Here is a 21,963-nt window from a genome sequence, read left to right on the forward strand (position 1 = left end):
GTCTTGTGGCAGGCATGACAATCAAAGATATCGCAAAAAAATGCCATGTTGGCGTCAGTACCGTGTCCAGGGCTATGAATAATCATCCGGATATCAATCCGGAAACCAAGGAAAAAATATTAAAAGCCATTGAGGAAGCCAACTATGTGCCGAATAACAGTGCCAGAAATCTGAAACGAAATGATGCAAAGGCTATCGCGGTGCTTGTCAAAGGTATCGGCAATACCTTTTTCAGTGAACTGGTAGGAATTCTGGAACGGGAGTGCGAAAAGAAGGGTTACAGCTGTATCCTGCAATATGTGGACGAACAGGAAGATGAGTGGGACGTGGCGATTCGTGTGGGAAAAGAAAAAAGACTGCGTGGGCTGGTGTTTCTGGGAGGAAGTTTTTCTCAGAGTCAGGAAAAGATCAGTCAGATGGAGATTCCCTGTGTACTCAGTACCATCTGTACGGTGGGGATGCCGGGTGCATCCCTGGCTTCCGTATCGGTGGATGACTTTAAGGAAAGCTATAAGATGACGGAGTATCTGATCGGGCTGGGGCATAAAAAAATTGCTTTTATTACAGCCCCGAAAAATGATGCCAGTATCGGAAAGCTGCGTCTGATGGGATACCGGACAGCACTGGAGCAGTATCAGATCCCTTACCGGGAAGAACTGGTGTGTTACATGGATGAAAAAAGGGACACATACTCTTATCAGTCCGGTTACCGGCTGATGCAGGAGCTTTTGAAAAGAGAAACATTTACCGCCGTCTATGCGACGGCAGATACATTGGCGATCGGGGCCTGCAGGGCATTGAAGGAGGCGGGAATATCTGTTCCCGAGGAGTGTTCTGTGGCGGGATTTGACGGTATGGATGCCGGAAGATTTTATATTCCGAGTCTTACAACGATCCGTCAGCCGGTGGAAGAGATCGGGAAGGCAACGGCAGGACTTTTATTTGATCTGATCAAAGGAAAAGAAAAGCCACGGCAGCTGATCTATGAAGGGGAGTTAATACAAAGGGAGTCAACTGCCCGATGTAAACAGTAAATTGAGGAGATTATTTAGAGGAGAAAATTATTATGGAAAAAAGATTGCAGGAAGTACTGGAAAAAAGATTTCATAAGACACTGGATACATGTACAAAAGAAGAACTGTTTCATGCACTGATGGAGATCACGAAAGAAGCGACCGGTAACCTGAAGAGAAATGAGGGATCGAAGAAACTGTATTACATCTCTGCAGAATTCCTGATCGGTAAATTGTTATCTAACAATCTGATCAACCTGGGTCTGTATGAGGAGACAGAAAAAGTCCTGAAATCTCATGGATATGAACTGTGTGAGATTGAGGAACTGGAAATGGAGCCTTCTCTTGGAAATGGCGGACTGGGACGTCTGGCTGCCTGCTTCCTGGATTCTATTGCTACGCTTGGTCTTCCGGGAGACGGTATCGGACTGAATTATCATTTTGGTCTGTTTCAGCAGAAATTCACCAATCACAAACAGCAGGAATTGAAAAATCCGTGGATCACAAAAGAAAGCTGGTTAAACAGACAGTCTTTTACCTGTAAAGTACCATTTAAAGATTTCACAATGGACGGTGTTCTGTACGATATCGATGTGCCGGGATATGATTCCGGATGTAACCGCCTGCATCTGTTCGATGTGGATACTATTGATGAAAGTATCGTACCGGAAAACAGTATCAATTTTAATAAGAAAAAAGTACAGGAAAATCTGACGCTCTTTCTGTATCCGGATGATTCTGATGACGCCGGACGCAAACTCCGCATTTATCAGCAGTACTTTATGGTAAGCTGCGGGGCACAGCTGATTTTAAAAGAGATGGAGGATGCAGGATATGATCTGCATGAATTAAATAATCATGCAGTGATCCAGATCAATGATACCCATCCTTCCATGGTGATTCCGGAACTGATCCGTCTGCTGACCGAAGAAAAAGGATTTACTATGGATGAGGCAGTGGAAGTGGTAAGTAAGACCTGTGCATATACCAATCATACCATTCTTGCGGAAGCACTGGAAAAATGGCCGATGGAATACCTGGAAGAAGTGGTTCCGAATCTTGTTCCGATCATCAAGGAACTGGATGAAAGAGTGCGAAAAACAGTAAAAGATGAGTCCACTTACATCATCGATGCGCAGGACAGAGTGCACATGGCACACATGGATATTCATTACGGATTTTCTGTCAATGGCGTGGCAGCACTCCACACAGAGATTCTGAAAAACTCAGAACTGAAAAATTTCTATGACCTCTATCCGGAACGTTTTAACAACAAAACAAACGGAATCACGTTCCGTCGCTGGCTGATGCATTGTAATCCGATACTGACCAGATATATTGAATCTCTGATCGGAAACGGATTCAAGAAAGATGCCACAGAACTGGAAAAACTGCTGGCTTTTGAAAATGATGAAACAGTGCTGAACAAGCTGGAAGAAATCAAGATGGAAAAGAAACTGGAATTCAAAGAATACATGGAAGAAACCCAGGGACTGACTATTGATGAACATTCCATCATTGATGTACAGGTAAAACGTCTTCATGAGTATAAACGTCAGCAGATGAATGCACTTTATGCAATCTACAAATATCTGGACATCAAAGCGGGCAACAAGCCGTCCACACCGATCACAATGATCTTTGGAGCAAAGGCAGCACCGGCGTATGTGATTGCAAAAGATATTATTCATCTGATCCTGTGTCTGCAGGAACTGATTGAGAAAGATCCGGAGGTAAGACCGTATTTCCGCGTACTGATGATTGAAAACTATAATGTTTCCAAAGCAGCAAAGGTTATTCCAGCAGCCAATATTTCCGAACAGATTTCGCTGGCATCCAAAGAAGCATCCGGAACCGGTAATATGAAGTTCATGTTAAATGGCGCGCTGACGCTGGGAACCGAAGATGGAGCAAATGTGGAGATCCGGGATCTGGTTGGCGAAGAGAATATTTATATTTTCGGCAGAAAACCACAGGATGTCATCGATCTGTACGAGGCAGGTACTTACAGTTCCAAAGAAATCTATGAAGAGGATGCGCTTATCCACAAACTGGTAGATTTTATCACAGGAGAAGAACTGCTTGCGATCGGTGATGAAGAAAGTCTGACCCGTCTGCACAGAGAACTGATCGGAAAAGACTGGTTTATGACACTGCTGGATACAAAAGAATATATCACAACAAAAGAAAAGGTCTATGCAGATTATGAAGATCGTAAGACCTGGAACAAAAAAGCACTGATCAACATTGCTAAAGCGGGATTCTTCTCATCTGACAGAACGATCGCGCAGTACAATGAGGACATCTGGAAATTAAAATAATGCGATTCCAGTAATCATAAAAGTAAGAAATCCGTCCATACTATAGTAAAAAACAGATCTATGGTATGGAGGGATTTTTTATGATTGGAATATGGATTGCAATTCTTTCAGGAACACTGATGAGTATTCAGGGAGTGTGGAATACACAGGTGACAAAACAGTCCGGTCTGTGGGTATCGACAGGTTGGGTGCAGCTGACGGCGTTTCTGGTCTGTGTGGCAGCATGGTTTTTTACAGGAAGAGATTCGGTTGGAACACTGTGGCAGGTTGAAAACAAATATACACTGCTTGGAGGAATTCTGGGAACATTTATCACTGTGACCGTGATCAGGAGTATGGGAAAACTGGGACCGGCACAGGCAACGATGTTGATTGTGATCGCACAACTGGTGGTTTCCTATCTGATCGAGATGTTCGGACTTTTCGGTGTGGAAAAACAGCCTTTTGAATGGAAAAAACTGGCAGGTACGGCAATTGTTGTTGCAGGAATTGTTCTTTTTAAGTGGGAGTGAATTATTTCGGGTTTACAGTCTTGTAATTCAGATGAAAATTGGGTAAAATAAATTGTGTATGCATGGAGGGAGCCTTAGAGCGAAAGCGATAAGGAGCGTGCAGATGAAACAGAAAAAGAAAATTCTATGGATGCTTTTGCCGGTGCTGATATTTGTCGGTTGTGGTACGCAGGACAGCATATTGAAACGAGGCCAACCGGAAACCGGTTCGCTGGAAGAACAGCAGGATACGGAAACGGTATACAACGTGGAGTCAGAGACGCAAGATGAAAAGCCGGAACAGGAAGAGAAACCTCTGCAGGAATGGATCTATGTGGATGTATGCGGTGCAGTCAGGAATCCGGGGGTCTATCGGATCGAGGCCGGAAGCCGTGTGTTTCAGGTGTTGGAACAGGCGGGCGGCTGTACAGAGAAGGCTTCATTAGAGACAGTGAATCAGGCAGATCTTTTAACAGATGGTCAGAAGATCCGGATCTATACCAAGGAGGAAGCCGGGCAGATGGAAAAGAAGCTGCAGGAAGAAGATCCCCTTTTGGATGATCGGGTAGATATCAACCGGGCAGGAAAGGAAGAGCTGATGACACTGACCGGAGTTGGAGAAACAAGGGCACAGGCAATTCTTGCATATCGTGAGACACATGGCAGCTTTTCCAGTGTGGAGGAGCTGATGCAGGTGGAAGGCATCAAAGAAAAAACATATGAAAAGCTGAAAGATCAGATCAGGATCAATTGAGGAGTAAAGAATGGCGAAGAAAGTATTGGTTGTAGACGATGAAAAATTAATCGTAAAAGGAATCCGGTTCAGTCTGGAGCAGGACGGTATGGAAGTAGATTGTGCCTACGACGGGGAGAAAGCCCTGGAATGTGCAAAGAATAAAGAATATGATATGATTCTGCTGGATCTGATGCTTCCGAAGATGAATGGACTTGAGGTATGCCAGCAGATTCGTGAATTTTCAGATGTTCCGATTATTATGCTGACAGCAAAGGGCGAGGATATGGATAAGATCCTTGGTCTGGAGTATGGAGCGGATGACTATATTACCAAGCCTTTTAATATTCTGGAAGTAAAAGCAAGAATTAAAGCCATTATGCGCCGTGCCGGTAAGAATGCCACACAGGAGACAAAAGCAAAAGTGGTAGAGGTCGGAGAATTACGACTGGACTGTGAAAGCCGCAGAGTCTTTATCGGTACCAGAGAGATCAATCTGACTGCGAAAGAATTCGATGTACTGGAACTTCTGGTATTTAATCCCAATAAAGTATACAGCCGTGAAAATCTGTTGAATATCGTATGGGGATATGAATATCCCGGAGATGTGCGGACGGTGGATGTACATATCCGTCGATTGCGTGAAAAGATCGAAAGCAATCCCAGCGAACCAAAATACGTACATACCAAATGGGGTGTAGGATATTATTTTCAGGCGTAAGATCCAGAATGCAGGTCAAACACAGCCGGTATGTCAGGCGTGTAAACCTGCATTCTTTGTTTACGCGAGCAACGAGTCAAAGTCCGTATAAAAAAACAGCAGTGAGGAACAGTATGAAAGTCAATTGGAAAGTCAGATTTAAGTTTGTAAAAAGTCTGCGATTTCGAATTTTAGTGATTCTGATCATTATTGGTATTGTGCCAAGTATCATTGTGGAAAAGGGAATCGTAAACAGTTACGAGGATCGGGCGGTATCAAACCGACAGCTGAATGTAAAGAATCAGTGTGATATCCTGGTGAATCAGCTGGCAAAAGAGAATTATCTCCAGGATCCGTCCTCAGAGGGAATCAACAGTGAGCTGACAATGCTCTCTAATGTATATAGTGGCCGTATTCTGATTGTGAATCAGGATTTTCAGGTAATCAAGGATACATATGATCTTGACAAAGGAAAATATATGATTTCCAAGGAAGTGGTCAAGTGCTTTCAGAAATTGAAAGAGAGCAGCTATTATGACAGGAAAAACAGTTATATTGAGATGACTATGCCGATTCCCGGTGCAGATGGAGAACGGGCACAGGGAGTTCTGCTGATCAGTATTTCAACGGAAGAAATTGTCTCAAGTATTGATATTCTTGAGCAGAAAGGACTGCGGATTCTTGTGATCAGCGGTGTCCTGGTGCTGATCTTCGGATATATTCTGGCCGGAATCCTGATAAAGCCGTTTGCAAAAATCACAAAGGCTATTGAGGATATCACAGATGGATTCCAGGATGAGAAAATTTCAGTTCCGGATTATACGGAAACAGAGCTGATCACAGATGCGTTTAACAAGATGCTTGGAAGAGTACAATCCCTGGATACTTCCCGTCAGGAGTTTGTATCGAATGTGTCTCATGAGCTGAAAACACCGTTGACATCCATGAAAGTGCTGGCAGATTCACTGGTTGGGCAGGAAAATGTACCGGTGGAACTGTATCAGGAATTTATGCAGGATATCGCAGCGGAGATTGACCGGGAAAGTAAGATCATCACAGATTTGCTGACGCTTGTAAAACTGGATAAGAAAGCTTCCAACATGAACATTGAACTGGTCAATATCAATGAACTCCTGGATATGATCCTAAAACGTCTGCATCCGATCGCTGCGAAACGAAATATTGAGCTGATTCTGGAAGGCTTCCGTCAGGTGGATGCGGAGATTGACGAGACAAAACTGTCACTTGCCATCAGCAATCTGGTGGAAAATGCAATCAAATATAATAAGGATGAAGGCTGGGTAAGAGTATCACTGAATGCAGATCATAAGTATTTTTATGTGACGGTAACTGATTCCGGCCTTGGAATTCCGGAGGAATCCATTGATCATATCTTTGAACGATTTTACCGGGTAGACAAATCGCATTCCGCAGAGATCGAAGGAACCGGTCTTGGACTGGCGATTACAAGAAGTGCCATCATGATGCATCACGGGGCAATCCGTGTGAAGAGTCAGGTGGGTGAAGGAACTACATTTTCAGTGCGGATCCCGCTGACGTTTATTGACTGATCGAGGATGGTGAGAATATGAAAAAAAGAAAAATAACAGCATTGGTGATGACACTGGTACTTGGGACTGTTGCTTTTTCCGGCTGCGGAAAGAAAGAGACAGAGAGTAAATACAAAATTTATTATGTCAATGAAGAACAGGGAGAAGTCCTTGCGGAAAGTTTTGTACCGTCCGAGGAGACAACGCAGACCATGCTGGAAGAGATGACAGAAAAATTGAATAAGAAAAATGCAGAAGGGCATACACTGCTCCCGGAGAATATTGAGATACAGAGCTGTGTGGATGACGACGGGATGATTCGGGTAGATTTTAATCAGGAATATCATGATTTGAATCCGGTAGATGAGGTGCTTTTGCGAGCTTCCATTGTAAAAGATTATGTACAGATTCCAAATATTTATCTGGTTACGATTACTGCGGAAGGAACACCTATCGTTGATTCCCAGGGGCAGGAGATAGGAGCCATGAGTCTGGACAGCTTTCTGGAAAACACAGGAAAAGAAATTATGGCATATCAGTATAAGGAACTCAACCTTTATTTTACCAATGAAGAAGGCAATCAACTGATACCGGAGGCACGTCAGGTATATTATAATGGTAACACGCCGATTGAAAAGGTTATCGTAGAACAATTGCTTCGTGGTCCGGGAGAGAGTGGACATTATGCCACCCTTCCGTCCGATACACGAATCGTCGGTGTATCTGTGGCAGATGGAATCGCTTATGTGAATCTTGGAAAACAGTTTGTTGATGAGGCACTGTCGGTAGATGCACAGATTCCGATATACTCGATTGTCAATTCTCTGATTGATGCAGGCAATGTAAGTCAGGTACAGATTTCCATTAACGGAGATACTTCTTTGCTATTTAAAGATAAAGTGGATATGAATCAACTGTTCCAGGTCAATCATGAATTGGAGAAAGGAGGAGAGGACTGACGGGAAAACGTCCTCTCTGCCTGCTGTTTGCAGGACTGATCCTGATTATTCTGGTGACGGACTGGTGTGGAGGTTCCTGGATATGGAAATCTCCCGCCGGGAAGAAACCATGGCAGTGGGCAGAACAAGAGCAGAAGGTACAGGCGGAAGGAGTGGTGTACCGTATTGAAAAAACCACCCGCACAGTTATTTATCTGAAAAAAGCAATTCTGATCCGTTCCGGATCGACAAAAAATTATCCCATTCGAAATATCAAATGTACAGGAAAAGAAGAAAAAATAAACAGTCTGCGGGAAGGAATGCATGTCCGACTGGAGGGGATGCTTGTATTGCCGGAACTTCCGCGCAACCCGGGACAATTTAACCGAAGAATCTACGAAAGCGGGAAGAAAATTGATTTTTATCTGGAGAATCCGACTGTTTTGGAAGTAAAAGAACAGAGATCCGGTGTCAGGGAAGTTGTAGAAATATGGAAGACAGAAATGATGAACCGATGTGAGAAAATCTATCCGGATGCGGAGGCAGGTATACTCGAGGCTATGTTGTTTGGTGAAAAGAGGGAACTGTCCGGGGACATCAAAGAACTTTATCAGGCAGCGGGAATCAGCCATGTGCTTGTCATCTCCGGTTTGCATATCAGCCTTCTTGCCCTGGCAGTTGCCGGGATTCTCCGACGGCTGGGTTTTCCCATGCCGATTTGGGTGATACTTTCTGTTGGTGTGCTGGCGGGGTACGGTATCCTGATCGGACAGCCCACCACAGCGGTACGGGCTTTACTGATGTTTTTTGTACTTCAGGGTGCAAGACTTCTCGGGCGTTCCTACGATCTGCTGTCTGCGCTGGCGTTTGCCGGGATTCTGATGCTCCTGGATAACCCGGATCTGATATTGGATGGTGGGTGCAGACTGTCTTTTTGTGCTGTGATCGGTGTGGGGTGGTATGTCAGTGAAAAGAACAAAATCTTTCGGAGCATCGGGGAGAAAGAAAAAAGAAAGAACAGAGGGAAAGGAGGAAAAGGGAGCAGTGCCGGAGCAATACTGGAAAACATACGGGCCGGCTGGTATCTGTGGCTTTTTACTCTTCCGGTAATGCTGGATACTTTTTATCAGGTGTCAGTGGTGGGGATATTGTGGAACCTTGTGGCGATTCCCTTACTTCCGGTAATCATTGCTTCCGGGGGATTGGGAGTGGTTCTGGCAGGATGGAATATATTTCTGGGAAGTCTTGCGGGAAGTCCGGCCTATGGAATGTTGCAGCTATATCAGGAAATCGGGAACATATCCGAGAAGCTGCCGGTTGGTATGTGGACTCCGGGTCAACCGTCAAAACCGGTGATTGCAGGGTATTATCTGGTGATTTTTCTGCTGGTTTTAGTGGAAAAACAGCTGATAAAAAGAGAAAAACGGTGGAAAATATTTCCGGGAATGGAACTATGCAGTATGCTACTGCTGCTTTTGCTGATGGCACATCCCTGGCAGCAGAGAGAAAAGATTACATTTCTGGATGTGGGACAGGGAGATGCCAGCCTGTTACAGAGCGGCGGACAGACACTTTTGCTTGACGGGGGAAGTACCAGTCAGAAAAATGTGGGAACTTATGTGATTCTTCCATACATAAAGCAGCAGGGAATATCCTGTCTGGAAGCAGTAGTTCTCACTCATACAGATCAGGATCATATCAATGGCGTAACAGAAGTACTGGAGGAGGGAAAAAAAGGCTGGCTAACAGTAAAAAATCTTATGTATCCATATTGGATGGAAGGGACGGAACAGGGAAAACAACTGAAAAAGCTGGCAGAAGAAGCGGGAGCCTCCTGTAGGAAGATCCGGGCAGGGGACCGGTTGACAATCGGAAAGGCAGAAGCCGTGGTTCTTTACCCGAAAGAACAGGAAAAGATTGCAGAACCAAATGCGGGTTCGCTGGTACTTTTCTGGAAATGGGAGGGAGTCCGGGCGATGTTTACCGGAGATCTTCCGGAGGAGAAAGAGAGGGAATTGCTGCAGAATCTGCCTGCCTGCGAGATCCTGCAGGTAGGACATCACGGTTCAGCTACATCCACCTGCCGGGAGTTTTTGGAACAGGTACAACCGTCGTTAGCAGTAATTTCCTGTGCAATGAAAAACAGGTATGGACATCCGTCACCGGATACGGTAGATCGGTTAAAAAAAACCGGATGTGAGATCCGGTATACGATGAAGAGTGGTGCGATTACGATAAGGAAGAGGGGGAGGGAGGTTCTGGTAACAGAATATCTAGAGCATGTTGCAGGGCACGGAGTGAACAGTAACTGAGCAGTAACCATTCCGGAGTTTTGCTGATGATGCCGGTTGCCGAAACAGGAAAAAAACAGTATAATAAATTCAGATGAGGAAAATTGGGTGAAAGGTTAGAAGATTTGATGAAAAGTGTATTGGAAGATATAAAAAATCAGGAGTATAAGCAGGCATATCTCTTTTTCGGGGAAGAAGGTTATCTGAAAAAACAGTATCGCAACAAGTTGCTTCAGGCATGGAATCCGGATGGAGATACGATGAATGAATCCAGATTCGAAGGAAAGGGAATTGATGTGAAAGAAGTAATCTCACTTGGAGAAACCATGCCGTTTTTTTCTGATCGACGGATCATTTTGCTGGAGAATACCGGATTTTTCAAAAATCAGTGCCCGGAACTGGCAGAATATCTGAACAATCTTCCGGATTATCTGTATCTTCTGTTTGTTGAAGAAGAGGTGGATAAGCGAAGCAAAATGTTTAAAACAGTCAAGCAGATCGGCAGGGTGGTGGATTTTGCGGTGCAGGATGAGAAAACACTGATACGCTGGGTGCTTGGTATCATGAAACGGGAGGGAAAACAGATCACTCAGAGAGATATGGAGCATTTTCTGTCAAAAACCGGTACGGATATGAGTAATATCGAAAAAGAACTGGAAAAACTGTTATGTTATACCATGGATCGATCTGTGATCACAGGGGAAGATATCGATGCGGTATGTACTACGCAGATCAATAACCGGATCTTTGCGATGGTACAGGCGGTGGCAGAGCAGAACCAGAAGAAAGCGCTGGATCTGTATTATGATCTGTTGGCGCTGAAGGAGCCGCCGATGAGGATTCTTTTTTTGCTGGCAAGACAGTTTAATCTTCTGTTACAGGTGAAAGAACTGCAGCTGCTTGGATGCGATCAGAAAACGATTGCATCAAGGACCGGACTGCAGAGTTTCGTGGTTCGAAATTATACCGGCTGTACCGGAAGATACACAACAGCTCAGCTTCGTCAGGCGGTGGAAGATTTTACTCAGACAGAGGAAGAGGTGAAAACCGGAAGGCTGAGCGATGTGTTGAGTGTGGAACTTCTAATTGTAAAATATGCGCGGAAGAATCCGGTGTGATTAAAAATCCCGGGAGCTGTCCGAAATGGACAGTTTCCGGGATTTTCGAATACCTGCAGAAGTTACCACTGGCAGTTTCCTTCGGATACAGAGCAACAAAAAAGAACAGTCACTGACGGGATGACTGTTCTTTTTAAATTCTTTATTTATTCGTAACTGTGAAGGTACTGAACAGTTACATTTATTCTATCAATTAGAATTAAGCAATAGAGTTAACTGCTTTGGATACGCGGGAAACTTTTCTTGCTGCGTTGTTTTTGTGGTATACACCTTTAGAGCAAGCGCTTTCGATTGTAGCGGTAGCTACTTTCAGAGCTGCCTGAGCTGCGGACAGATCTTTTGCTGCAACTGCTGCTTCTACTTTTTTGATAGATGTTTTAACTTCAGAACGGATAGCTTTATTTCTTTCAGCTTTTGTTCTGTTTACGATAACTCTTTTTTTAGCGGATTTAATGTTTGCCATTTTCCATAACCTCCAATAAATTATTCCATCATTTATCATATTCATCAGCCCAGACACGGACAGGCTAATCTCAAAATACCCATATAGTTTATGCCATTTATCGTGGTTTGTCAATGGTTTTTCCGAAAAAAAGGCATTTTGGAATGTATTTTGAACCAGTTATTGTGAACGGAGCGAACAGTAATGATTTTCAGGGATAAATCGAAAGGAAAAGGGAAATCTAAAAGGAGAAAAGAACGCAGGCAGGAAAAGGTGTTCAGAAAGGAAAGGTGACAACGATGTCCGGAAATTTTGGGATACGAACGGATCTTGCAGTGGAGAGTAAGGAGAAGTATGAGAAGGACAATGTGGAGATTAAGGGTGTGGCGATTCAGGAGAAATATGAGGAGGCTCTGGACCTGAATACAACGGTGGTGCGGATTCAGACGGAGCAGGGAGCGAAAGCGATGGAAAAGCCGAAAGGTACGTATATTACCATGGAAGCCCCGAATCTGATTGTGCCGGATGAGGATTATCACCGGGGGATTTCTCAGGTACTTGCGCACCATCTGAAAGAACTTCTTCATCTGGAGAAAGAGAAATCCATTCTGGTGGTGGGACTTGGCAACCGGGAGATCACACCGGATGCACTGGGACCACAGGTGATTCAGAATCTGAAGATCACCAGACACATTATTAAAGAATATGGAAAGGCAGGTATGGGAAAGAGAAAAGCACATCAGATCAGCAGTCTGGTTCCCGGTGTTATGGCACAGACAGGGATGGAAACAATGGAGATTATCCGTGGTGTGATCCGGGAGACGGATCCGGATGCAGTGATCGCCATCGATGCACTGGCGGCACGCAGTGTACGGAGATTAAACTGCACGATTCAGATAACGGATACGGGAATCAATCCGGGATCCGGTGTTTGTAATCACAGATGCGGATTGAATGAAGAAACACTGGGGATCCCGGTGATCGGTATCGGTGTGCCGACTGTAGTAGACGGCGCCACGATTGTTCATGATGCCATCGCTCATCTGCTGGAAAATCTGGAAGAGGCGGAGATGGAAGAGTTTTTGCAGGAACTGATCACGCCGCGGCTGCACAGAATGTTTGTTACGCCCAAAGATGTGGATGAGACAGTCAAAAGGCTCAGTTATACGATCTCAGAGGGCATCAATATCGCGATGGAGGCATAAGAAGCAGGGGAATTCATATAATACAAGTATGTACTCCAGGAAAATCAGAAGTAAAAGTAAGAACACATTTTAGGACAGGTCGTGAAGGAACGCCGGTTCTTTCTTAATTATGCGAATGTAATATATATTTATCCGAAAAAAATATGTATGGTGAAAGTCAGGAAAGATCATAGAGGGAAAGATGAGAAGATCAGAACGGATTGTAAAAGCAACGGTGTGGGGATTGTGTGTCTGCCTTGGCGGATATCTCGCGGCACGGGGATATCTGCATCTTAGGCAGTCTCCGGGAACACGCGCACAGCAGATACTCGGGGATATCTGTATGGAGACAGAGCGGGAAGCGTATCTGTGGTATATGCCGGGGATTTTTTATGAGGAGGGGACTACTACTCCGCTGATAACAAAATTGTGGACAAAGATCGAAAACTGGTATCCGCTGGGCATGTATCTGAAAGAGCATCAGGAAGAAGAACAACATCCGGTGATTGAGGATGAAAGTACCTGTTATGAGATGATCCATGCCAATGGCAATACGATCGCTGACCGGCTGTTGGGAGAAAATCAGAGTCAGGCAGTGACCCGGGAGAACGAGACGGCCAGGGAAAATGAAGAGAATGATATGAGTAGCCAACAGGAGGGAGAACAGGAAAAAAACGGGAATGAAGAAGAGCAACAGGAGAGAAAAACAGATGAGAATGAGCCACAGACAACAGAGAATGCAGGTACAGCAACTGCACAGCTTCCGGCGTGGACTACAGCAGTAGAGTCGACACCAAAGATAGACCTTTCCATGGAGCGGCTCAGTGATTTTCACTATCTGCTGAACAATTTCTTTGTGGTAGATCCGAACACAACAGTGGACGGGTCACAGATCAATGCCAGTACATTTTTGGGAGATTCGCTGACACTGGAAGAAGACAGCAGCGTTCCGCAGATCCTTATTTACCATACTCATTCGCAGGAAGGATTTGCCGATTCTATCGAGGGAGATGAGGCAACAAGCGTGGTCGGTGTGGGAAATTATCTTGAGAGTATTCTGCGGGACATTTATGGATATCAGGTGATCCACAGAAAGGATACTTTCGATCTGATGGAAGGTCAGCTGGACCGGAGCAAGGCATATAACTATGCACTTCCGGTGATCGGGCAGGTGTTGGAGGAAAATCCTACGATTCAGGTGGTGATCGATCTGCACAGGGATGGAGTACCGGAAGGAAAGCATCTGGTGACGGAAATCAACGGAAAACCGACAGCGCAGATCATGTATTTTAACGGACTCAGCAGAACGGTAAAAAACGGGAATCTGGATACACTTCCCAATCCTTATATCGAAGATAATCTCTCATTTTCGTTTCAGCTGTCTTATCAGGCGGCGCGGTACTATCCACAGTTGACACGGTGTATTTATCTCAAAGGATATCGGTATAATCTTCATGTGCGGCCGCGCTCGATCCTCCTGGAAGTGGGCGCACAGACCAATACGGTGGAAGAGGCGATGAATGCGATGGAACCCTTCAGTGTGATTCTGGATAAAGTATTGAAGGGACAGTAAAAACTATGCTATAATAAAAGGCAATGTAAAATTACATAGTGTCCGGATACCCGATGCAATCAGAGAATCAGGTAGATGGCACCAAAAGAAGAAAAAGTTCAACAGTGACAAGCACCTGAGTATAAAGAAAGAAATCGGAGGTACTAAAGTGGCAGATTTTGATCAAAGTAAAATTCGTAATTTCTGTATTATAGCCCATATTGATCACGGAAAATCTACCCTGGCAGACCGGATCATTGAGATGACCGGTCTGCTGACAGAAAGAGAGATGCAGTCCCAGGTACTGGATAATATGGATCTGGAACGTGAGAGAGGAATTACTATCAAGGCACAGACCGTGAGAACCGTATATAAGGCAAAAGACGGGGAAGAATATATCTTCAACCTGATCGACACTCCCGGGCATGTAGACTTCAACTATGAGGTTTCCAGAAGCCTTGCAGCCTGTGATGGCGCGATCCTTGTGGTGGATGCGGCACAGGGAATTGAAGCCCAGACACTTGCAAATGTATATCTGGCACTGGATCATGACCTGGATGTTATGCCGGTGATCAATAAGATCGATCTGCCAAGTGCAGAGCCGGAGCGTGTTATCAACGAGATCGAAGATGTGATCGGTATCGAGGCACAGGATGCCCCACAGATTTCCGCAAAGACCGGACTGAACGTAGAAGAGGTTCTTGAACAGATTGTAGAAAAAGTTCCGGCACCAACCGGAGATCCGCAAGCACCACTGCAGGCACTGATTTTTGATTCCGTGTACGATTCCTATAAAGGTGTTATCGTATTCTGCAGGATCAAAGAAGGAAAGATCCGAAAAGGAACAACTGTTCGCATGATGGCGACCGGTGCTGTGGAAGATGTGGTGGAAGTCGGTTATTTTGGAGCCGGACAGTTTATTCCGTGTGAGGAGTTATCCGCCGGTATGGTAGGATATTTTACCGCAAGTATCAAAAATGTAAAAGATACCCGTGTCGGTGATACCGTAACTGATAACAGCAGACCGTGCAGCGAACCGCTGCCGGGCTACAAAAAGGTTAACCCGATGGTATACTGCGGTGTCTATCCGGCAGACGGAGCAAAGTACGGAGATCTTCGTGATGCACTGGAAAAACTGCAGTTAAATGATGCCTCGCTGCAGTATGAACCGGAGACATCTATAGCCCTCGGATTTGGTTTCCGCTGTGGATTCCTCGGACTGCTGCATCTGGAGATCATCCAGGAACGTCTGGAGAGAGAATATAATCTGGATCTGGTGACAACAGCACCGGGTGTTATCTATAAAGTACACAAGACCAACGGTGAAGTAATGGATCTGACGAACCCGTCCAATCTGCCGGATCCGTCAACTATTGAATATATGGAAGAGCCGATGGTAAAAGCAGAGATCATGGTAACGACAGAATTCATCGGACCGATCATGGATCTTTGTCAGGAGCGGCGTGGACAGTATCAGGGAATGGAATATATGGAGACAACCAGAGCACTGCTGACGTATCATATGCCGTTGAATGAGATTATCTATGATTTCTTTGATGCATTAAAATCCCGTTCCAGAGGATATGCGTCTTTTGATTATGAGATGATCGGCTATGAGAGAAGCGAACTGGTAAAACTGGATATTCTGGTCAATAAAGAAGAAGTGGATGCACTTTCCTTTATTGTATTTGAGGGATCAGCTTATGAGCGCGGCAGAAAAATGTGCGAGAAACTGAAAGAAGAAATTCCGAGACAGTTGTTTGAGATTCCGATTCAGGCAGCGGTAGGCGGAAAAATCATTGCCAGAGAGACTGTTCGCGCAATGCGAAAAGATGTACTGGCAAAATGTTATGGTGGAGATATTTCCCGTAAGAAGAAACTTCTGGAAAAACAGAAGGAAGGAAAGAAACGAATGCGTCAGGTGGGAAATGTAGAAATCCCACAGAAAGCATTTATGAGTGTACTGAAGCTGGATGAGGATTAAAAACTATGAAACCTGCAGTAAGTATTATCGTTCCGGTTTATAATGGAGAAAAGACACTGGAACGATGCGTGGACAGTGTGTTGAAACAGGAATATAAAGATTTTGAACTGTTTCTGATCAATGACGGCAGCAGCGATAAAACCAGGGAAATCTGTGAACGGTACGCTGCTGCGGATGACAGGGTCCTGGTGATCCACAAGGAGAATTCCGGTGTGTCTGAGAGCAGAAATATGGCGATTGCTCAGGCACACGGGGAGTATCTGCAGTTTCTGGACTGTGATGACTGGATCACACCGGATGCGACGAAACTTCTGGTGAGGGCGGCAAAAGAGGAACAGGCGGATCTTGTGATTGCTGATTTCTACCGGGTGATCGGGGAGAGGCTGTCTCATAAAGGAGATATCGAAATCAATGGCGTGATGGATCAGGAAGCGTTTGTGGGCTGCATGATGGAAAAACCGGCAGATTTTTATTACGGTGTACTGTGGAACAAGCTGTACCGGCGGGATATTATCATGAAACATCACCTGCAGATGAATCCGGAGATCAGCTGGTGTGAGGATTTTATGTTCAATCTGGAGTATATCCGACATGCCAGAAGATTCTATGCATTGCATACACCGATTTATTATTATGTGAAGACGAAAGGTTCTCTGGCAAGCCAGGGAATGAATCTGTCGAAAACGATCAAGATGAAGCTGACGGTATTTACCTACTATAAGGATTTTTATAAAAATGTTCTGGATGAAGAGGAATACGAGAAAAACCGTCTGCAGGTATATCGTTTTCTGATCGATGCGGCGGGAGACGGGATGGTTGCACCGACGATTCTGCCAGGTTCTCAGAAGCTTGGGGAAGAGCGAAGCAGTCTGTACCTGGAAGCCGTAGAAGGAGAAGGAGTGTTGATGGATGAATACCGGAGCCGGAAACTTTTTGACAGGTATCTTGAACCGGTGGCAAGCCAGTTTGATCTTACTTTTCCGGAGATCCGTCTGCTTCTTTATCTCAGCCATCTGAAACAGCCGGTCAGCAGAAGAGAGTTAAGTGATTATACCAATATGACCAGAAAAAGTCTGTCGCTGCATCTGCAGAAGCTGATGGCAAAAGGGTATATCCGTATACAGGAAAGCAGAGAGAAAAAAACTCAGGATCGCAGAATCACCGTCTGGATGCTGCCGGAAGCCGCGCAGGTGGAAGAAGCACTTGTTAATGTACAGCGGGAGTACGATGAGACCTGCTACCAGAGTTTCAGTGAGGATGAACTGCTGCAATATGCATATCTGACGGAAAAAATCAAAAAGAATATGCAGAAGGTACTACAATAAATATGCAAAAAAACTGCGGCAGGATCAACGTTCTGCCTGCAGTTTTTTACGTTACAGGGAAAATTAACGAGCCAAAGTTGAGGAAGAGTAAGATGAAAAAAGAATTGGAATTATATTTACATATTCCGTTTTGTATCCGAAAATGTGAATACTGTGATTTCTTATCCGGACCTGCCGATGAGAAGAGCCGGCGGGTATATCTGGATGCCATGCTGCGGGAACTTGCAGCGGTGGGACCTCAGGCAAAAGAATATGAAGTTATATCTGTTTATATTGGCGGTGGTACGCCCTCTCTTCTTCCGGGGGACTGGATGGAGGAACTGATGGAGATGGTAAGGGACACATATTGTCTGAAAAAAGATGCTGAGATCTCGATGGAAGCCAATCCGGGAACGCTGACAGCAATCAACCTTGCAGGATATCACAGAGCGGGAATCAACCGGCTGAGTCTTGGCTGTCAGTCTACAGACGATACGGAACTGAAACTGTTGGGACGGATTCATACCTGGGCACAGTTTCAGGAAAGTTTTCAAATGGCGAGAGAAGCGGGATTTGCCAATCTGAATGTGGATCTGATGTCCGGTCTGCCCAGACAGAATCTGACTTCCTGGGAGAAGAGTCTGGAGGTGATCGCAGGAATGGAACCGGAGCATATCTCGGCCTACAGCCTGATTATCGAAGAGGGAACCCCTTTTGCAGAGAAAAAACCGGAACTTCCTGACGAGGAGGAAGAACGGCGGATGTATGAGCGGACATGGGAGATTTTACAGTCATATGGATATCATCAGTATGAAATCTCTAATTATGCCAAAAAAGGAAAAGAATGCCGGCACAACCTGGGATACTGGACACGAAAAGAATATCTGGGATTTGGTGTGGGAAGTGCATCTCTGTTTCAAAATCAGCGGTTTACCAACCTGAGAGACATGAGGGTGTATGGGGCATTCAACGGCAATCCGGAATCGATCCGACGGGACCGGGAAACACTGACAGTAGGGGATCAGATGGAAGAAACCATGATTCTGGGCCTGAGGCTGCTTTGTGGTGTATCACGGAACGAATTCAGGAAAAATTTCGGAAGATCCGTAGAAGAAGTATACGGACCGGTGCTGGAAAAATACAGTAGGATGGGATTGTTGAAAATAGAAGGAGACAGGATCGCTCTGACAAGAGCCGGAATCAGTGTCAGCAATCCGATCATGGCAGATTTTCTGCTGGATGAATAAAGAGGCGGAAAATAAAAACGGCAGATTGACAGTGAATAAAAAATATCGTACAATTAAAAGAACATCTGTTCTGATACATATGGAGAAACCATAGAAAATGTGCGGAGCAGGTTAAAGGGAACAGGATGTAAAGGAGCCAGATCGCTCCCGGAATCTACAGGTGTATGATTATGCGGAGCACATGGAAAACAAAAGGAGAAAAATACAATGGCAGTGCGTAAGACCGGAAAACAATATATAAAGATTCGTGGAGCCAATGAAAATAATCTGAAAAATCTGGATGTGGATATTCCGAGAGATGAATTTGTTGTTCTGACAGGATTGTCCGGATCAGGAAAAAGTTCACTGGCTTTTGATACCATCTATGCAGAAGGACAGCGGCGATATATGGAAAGTCTTTCTTCCTATGCCCGTCAGTTTCTGGGGCAGATGGAAAAACCGAACGTGGAAAGTATCGAGGGACTTTCACCGGCAATTTCTATTGATCAGAAGTCTACAAACAGAAACCCTCGTTCTACGGTGGGAACGGTGACGGAGATCTACGATTACTTTCGTCTGTTGTATGCGAGAATCGGTGTCCCGCATTGCCCGAAGTGTGGGAAGGTTATCGCAAAACAGTCGGTGGATCAGATGGTGGATCAGATCATGGAATTGCCGGAACGTACCAGGATCCAGCTGCTGGCACCGGTTGTGCGAGGAAGAAAAGGACGTCATGAAAAGGTACTGGATCAGGCAAAGCGAAGCGGTTATGTACGGGTGCAGATCGATGGCAATATGTACGAACTGTCTGAAGAGATAAAACTGGATAAGAATATCAAACATACGATTGCTGTCGTGGTGGACCGGCTTGCGGTAAAACCGGGGATAGAAAAGCGTCTGACGGATTCTGTTGAGAGTGTGCTGGCACTGGCGGACGGACTGCTGGTGGTAGATACGATGGATGGAAACTATCTGAACTTCAGCCAGAGTTTTTCCTGTCCGGACTGCGGGATCAGCATTGATGAGATTGAGCCGCGAAGTTTTTCTTTTAACAATCCGTTCGGAGCCTGTCCGGATTGTCTGGGGCTCGGATATAAGATGGAATTTGATGAGCGACTGATGATCCCGGATCCGTCGTTGTCCATCGAGGAAGGTGCGATTGCAGTACTCGGCTGGCAGTCCTGTGCAACAAAGGGAAGCTTTACCAGAGCGATTCTGGATGCGTTGTGTAAAGAATATCATTTTGATCTGTCCACGCCGTTTCAGGATTATCCGAAGGAGATCCACGATATTCTGATTCATGGAACCAATGGTCATGAAGTAAAAGTATACTACAAGGGCCAGCGCGGAGAAGGTGTGTACGATGTGGCCTTTGAAGGACTGATAAAAAATGTGGAGCGCAGATACCGGGAGACCGGTTCGGAAAGTTCCAAACAGGAATACGAGACTTTTATGCAGATCACGCCGTGCCGTACCTGCAAAGGCCAGCGTCTGAAACCGGAAGCACTGGCAGTGACAGTTGGAGAAAAAAATATTTCTCAGATCACAGAGATGTCTGTCGAGAATCTGAATCGGTTTATGAGTGAACTGGAACTTTCGAAGTCCCAGAAACTGATCGGAGAACAGGTATTAAAGGAAATCCGTGCCCGGCTTGGCTTCCTGGTAGATGTAGGACTGGATTATCTGACACTGGCTCGTGCGACAGGAACACTTTCGGGTGGGGAAGCACAGAGAATCCGTCTTGCCACACAGATCGGCTCCGGACTGGTGGGCGTAGCTTATATCCTGGATGAGCCGAGTATCGGACTGCATCAGAGAGATAACGATAAACTGTTAAAGACACTGTGCCATCTGCGCGATCTCGGTAATACATTGATTGTGGTGGAACATGACGAAGATACCATGCGTGCGGCAGACTGTATCGTGGATATCGGACCGGGAGCTGGGGAACACGGTGGACAACTGGTAGGAATCGGCACGGCAGAAGAACTGATGAAGAATGACAATTCTATTACAGGCGCTTATCTGAGTGGAAAGATTAAGATTCCGGTACCGGCCGAACGGAAAAAACCAACCGGCTGGCTGACGGTAAAAGGGGCAAAACAGAATAATCTGAAAAACATCGATGTGAAGTTTCCACTTGGTGTTTTTACCTGCGTGACCGGAGTATCCGGATCAGGAAAAAGTTCTCTGGTCAATGAGATACTGTATAAGAGCCTGGCAAAGAAACTGAACCGTGCAAGGACGATTCCGGGAGAACATAAAGAGATTCTCGGTATGGAACAGCTGGATAAAGTTATTAATATTGACCAGTCACCGATCGGAAGAACGCCGCGATCCAATCCGGCTACGTATACCGGTGTTTTTGACCAGATCAGAGATCTGTTTGCGGCAACCGCAGATGCGAAAGCCAGAGGGTATAAAAAGGGAAGATTCAGTTTTAATGTAAAAGGAGGACGGTGTGAGGCATGCAGCGGTGACGGTATCATCAAGATCGAGATGCACTTTTTTCCGGATGTTTATGTTCCTTGTGAAGTCTGCCAGGGAAAACGTTATAACCGGGAGACACTGGAAGTGAAATATAAAGGAAAAAGCATCTATGATGTGCTGAATATGACGGTGGAAGAAGCTGTGAAGTTCTTCGAAAATGTCCCGTCTATCCGAAGAAAGATCGAGACGCTTTATGATGTCGGACTCTCTTATATTCGTCTTGGACAGCCATCCACGACACTTTCCGGCGGAGAAGCGCAGCGGGTGAAGCTGGCCACGGAGTTATCGAGACGAAGTACCGGAAAGACGATCTATATTCTGGATGAGCCGACTACCGGGCTGCATTTTGCAGATGTGCACAAGCTGATAGAGATTCTGCAGCGTCTGTCAGAAGGAGGCAATACGGTTGTGGTTATCGAACATAACCTGGATGTGATCAAAACAGCGGATTATATTATTGATATCGGACCGGAAGGCGGAGACCGGGGAGGTACGGTGATTGCGAAGGGAACACCGGAAGAAATAGCAAAAAGTCCGATCTCATATACCGGAAAGTATGTCGAAAAATACCTCTAAAAAAAACTTTTCATTTCAACAGGAATTGATTATAATAAACTGAAAGCCTG

Annotated in this window: 16 protein-coding genes; 15 read left to right on the plus strand and 1 reads right to left on the minus strand. The window is 45.3% G+C overall.

Annotated features, from left to right (window positions below):
• The first annotated feature begins 5 nt into the window (after positions 1 to 5).
• From FYJ57_RS06345 to holA, 9 genes are all read left to right on the plus strand, one after another.
• Complete coding sequence (locus FYJ57_RS06345; protein WP_022172333.1) at positions 6 to 1,034, plus strand: LacI family DNA-binding transcriptional regulator; 1,029 nt, start codon at positions 6 to 8, stop codon at positions 1,032 to 1,034.
• A 32-nt stretch (positions 1,035 to 1,066) separates the two neighbouring features.
• Positions 1,067 to 3,334 (plus strand): glycogen/starch/alpha-glucan phosphorylase, encoded by a 2,268-nt coding sequence (locus FYJ57_RS06350; protein WP_022399955.1) that lies wholly within the window; start codon positions 1,067 to 1,069, stop codon positions 3,332 to 3,334.
• An 80-nt stretch (positions 3,335 to 3,414) separates the two neighbouring features.
• Positions 3,415 to 3,846, plus strand: a complete 432-nt coding sequence (locus tag FYJ57_RS06355) for a DMT family transporter (protein ID WP_154432064.1) — start codon at positions 3,415 to 3,417, stop codon at positions 3,844 to 3,846.
• Between the two features lie 103 nt (positions 3,847 to 3,949).
• Positions 3,950 to 4,579 carry a ComEA family DNA-binding protein gene (locus tag FYJ57_RS06360; RefSeq protein ID WP_205839928.1) on the plus strand — a complete coding sequence of 210 codons (630 nt, stop codon included), beginning with the start codon at positions 3,950 to 3,952 and terminating at the stop codon, positions 4,577 to 4,579.
• 10 nt (positions 4,580 to 4,589) lie between these two features.
• Positions 4,590 to 5,279 carry a response regulator transcription factor gene (locus FYJ57_RS06365; RefSeq protein ID WP_106491853.1) on the plus strand — a complete coding sequence of 230 codons (690 nt, stop codon included), beginning with the start codon at positions 4,590 to 4,592 and terminating at the stop codon, positions 5,277 to 5,279.
• 113 nt (positions 5,280 to 5,392) lie between these two features.
• Positions 5,393 to 6,829: a sensor histidine kinase gene (locus FYJ57_RS06370; RefSeq protein ID WP_154432068.1), complete on the plus strand. Its 1,437-nt coding sequence runs from the start codon at positions 5,393 to 5,395 to the stop codon at positions 6,827 to 6,829.
• A 17-nt stretch (positions 6,830 to 6,846) separates the two neighbouring features.
• A complete protein-coding gene (locus FYJ57_RS06375) occupies positions 6,847 to 7,767 on the plus strand; it encodes a GerMN domain-containing protein (protein WP_154432069.1) in 921 nt (306 codons plus the stop codon).
• Between the two features lie 41 nt (positions 7,768 to 7,808).
• Positions 7,809 to 10,058 (plus strand): DNA internalization-related competence protein ComEC/Rec2, encoded by a 2,250-nt coding sequence (locus FYJ57_RS06380; RefSeq protein WP_408636462.1) that lies wholly within the window; start codon positions 7,809 to 7,811, stop codon positions 10,056 to 10,058.
• A gap of 107 nt (positions 10,059 to 10,165) precedes the next feature.
• Entirely contained in the window at positions 10,166 to 11,155 is a 990-nt protein-coding gene (holA, locus tag FYJ57_RS06385; protein ID WP_154432071.1) for a DNA polymerase III subunit delta, read from the plus strand.
• Positions 11,156 to 11,354: 199 nt separating this feature from the next.
• Here holA and rpsT read toward each other — a convergent pair whose 3' ends face one another.
• Positions 11,355 to 11,618, minus strand: coding sequence for a 30S ribosomal protein S20 (rpsT, locus tag FYJ57_RS06390; protein WP_154432072.1), 264 nt, complete (start codon positions 11,616 to 11,618; stop codon positions 11,355 to 11,357).
• A gap of 278 nt (positions 11,619 to 11,896) precedes the next feature.
• Here rpsT and gpr point away from each other — a divergent pair, with 278 nt between their 5' ends.
• The 6 genes from gpr to uvrA all read left to right on the plus strand — a co-directional run bounded on the left by gpr (position 11,897) and on the right by uvrA (position 21,913).
• Positions 11,897 to 12,802: a GPR endopeptidase gene (gene gpr / locus FYJ57_RS06395; RefSeq protein ID WP_022172343.1), complete on the plus strand. Its 906-nt coding sequence runs from the start codon at positions 11,897 to 11,899 to the stop codon at positions 12,800 to 12,802.
• Positions 12,803 to 12,983: 181 nt separating this feature from the next.
• Positions 12,984 to 14,354 (plus strand): stage II sporulation protein P, encoded by a 1,371-nt coding sequence (locus FYJ57_RS06400; protein ID WP_235904457.1) that lies wholly within the window; start codon positions 12,984 to 12,986, stop codon positions 14,352 to 14,354.
• A gap of 148 nt (positions 14,355 to 14,502) precedes the next feature.
• Positions 14,503 to 16,317 (plus strand): translation elongation factor 4, encoded by a 1,815-nt coding sequence (gene lepA, locus FYJ57_RS06405; RefSeq protein ID WP_022172345.1) that lies wholly within the window; start codon positions 14,503 to 14,505, stop codon positions 16,315 to 16,317.
• Positions 16,318 to 16,322: 5 nt separating this feature from the next.
• Positions 16,323 to 17,642 (plus strand): glycosyltransferase, encoded by a 1,320-nt coding sequence (locus FYJ57_RS06410; RefSeq protein ID WP_154432074.1) that lies wholly within the window; start codon positions 16,323 to 16,325, stop codon positions 17,640 to 17,642.
• Positions 17,643 to 17,734: 92 nt separating this feature from the next.
• Complete coding sequence (gene hemW, locus FYJ57_RS06415) at positions 17,735 to 18,868, plus strand: radical SAM family heme chaperone HemW (RefSeq protein ID WP_154432075.1); 1,134 nt, start codon at positions 17,735 to 17,737, stop codon at positions 18,866 to 18,868.
• A 207-nt stretch (positions 18,869 to 19,075) separates the two neighbouring features.
• The gene (gene uvrA / locus FYJ57_RS06420; protein WP_154432076.1) at positions 19,076 to 21,913 is read left to right on the plus strand and encodes an excinuclease ABC subunit UvrA; all 2,838 of its coding nucleotides are present in this window, start codon (positions 19,076 to 19,078) and stop codon (positions 21,911 to 21,913) included.
• The last annotated feature ends 50 nt before the right edge of the window (positions 21,914 to 21,963 follow it).

Source organism: Oliverpabstia intestinalis (assembly GCF_009696065.1).
In the GTDB taxonomy this organism is placed as follows: domain Bacteria; phylum Bacillota; class Clostridia; order Lachnospirales; family Lachnospiraceae; genus Oliverpabstia; species Oliverpabstia intestinalis.

Excerpts from the sequence above, each read along its gene's own strand:
- gpr (WP_022172343.1), top strand. The coding sequence starts at position 11,897 with ATGTCCGGAAATTTTGGGATACGAACGGATCTTGCAGTGGAGAGTAAG.
- FYJ57_RS06370 (WP_154432068.1), top strand. The coding sequence starts at position 5,393 with ATGAAAGTCAATTGGAAAGTCAGATTTAAGTTTGTAAAAAGTCTGCGA.
- holA (WP_154432071.1), top strand. The coding sequence starts at position 10,166 with ATGAAAAGTGTATTGGAAGATATAAAAAATCAGGAGTATAAGCAGGCA.
- FYJ57_RS06350 (WP_022399955.1), top strand. The coding sequence starts at position 1,067 with ATGGAAAAAAGATTGCAGGAAGTACTGGAAAAAAGATTTCATAAGACA.
- hemW (WP_154432075.1), top strand. The coding sequence starts at position 17,735 with ATGAAAAAAGAATTGGAATTATATTTACATATTCCGTTTTGTATCCGA.
- FYJ57_RS06410 (WP_154432074.1), top strand. The coding sequence starts at position 16,323 with ATGAAACCTGCAGTAAGTATTATCGTTCCGGTTTATAATGGAGAAAAG.
- FYJ57_RS06365 (WP_106491853.1), top strand. The coding sequence starts at position 4,590 with ATGGCGAAGAAAGTATTGGTTGTAGACGATGAAAAATTAATCGTAAAA.
- uvrA (WP_154432076.1), top strand. The coding sequence starts at position 19,076 with ATGGCAGTGCGTAAGACCGGAAAACAATATATAAAGATTCGTGGAGCC.
- FYJ57_RS06355 (WP_154432064.1), top strand. The coding sequence starts at position 3,415 with ATGATTGGAATATGGATTGCAATTCTTTCAGGAACACTGATGAGTATT.
- FYJ57_RS06375 (WP_154432069.1), top strand. The coding sequence starts at position 6,847 with ATGAAAAAAAGAAAAATAACAGCATTGGTGATGACACTGGTACTTGGG.
- FYJ57_RS06360 (WP_205839928.1), top strand. The coding sequence starts at position 3,950 with ATGAAACAGAAAAAGAAAATTCTATGGATGCTTTTGCCGGTGCTGATA.
- FYJ57_RS06400 (WP_235904457.1), top strand. The coding sequence starts at position 12,984 with ATGAGAAGATCAGAACGGATTGTAAAAGCAACGGTGTGGGGATTGTGT.
- rpsT (WP_154432072.1), bottom strand. The coding sequence starts at position 11,618 with ATGGCAAACATTAAATCCGCTAAAAAAAGAGTTATCGTAAACAGAACA.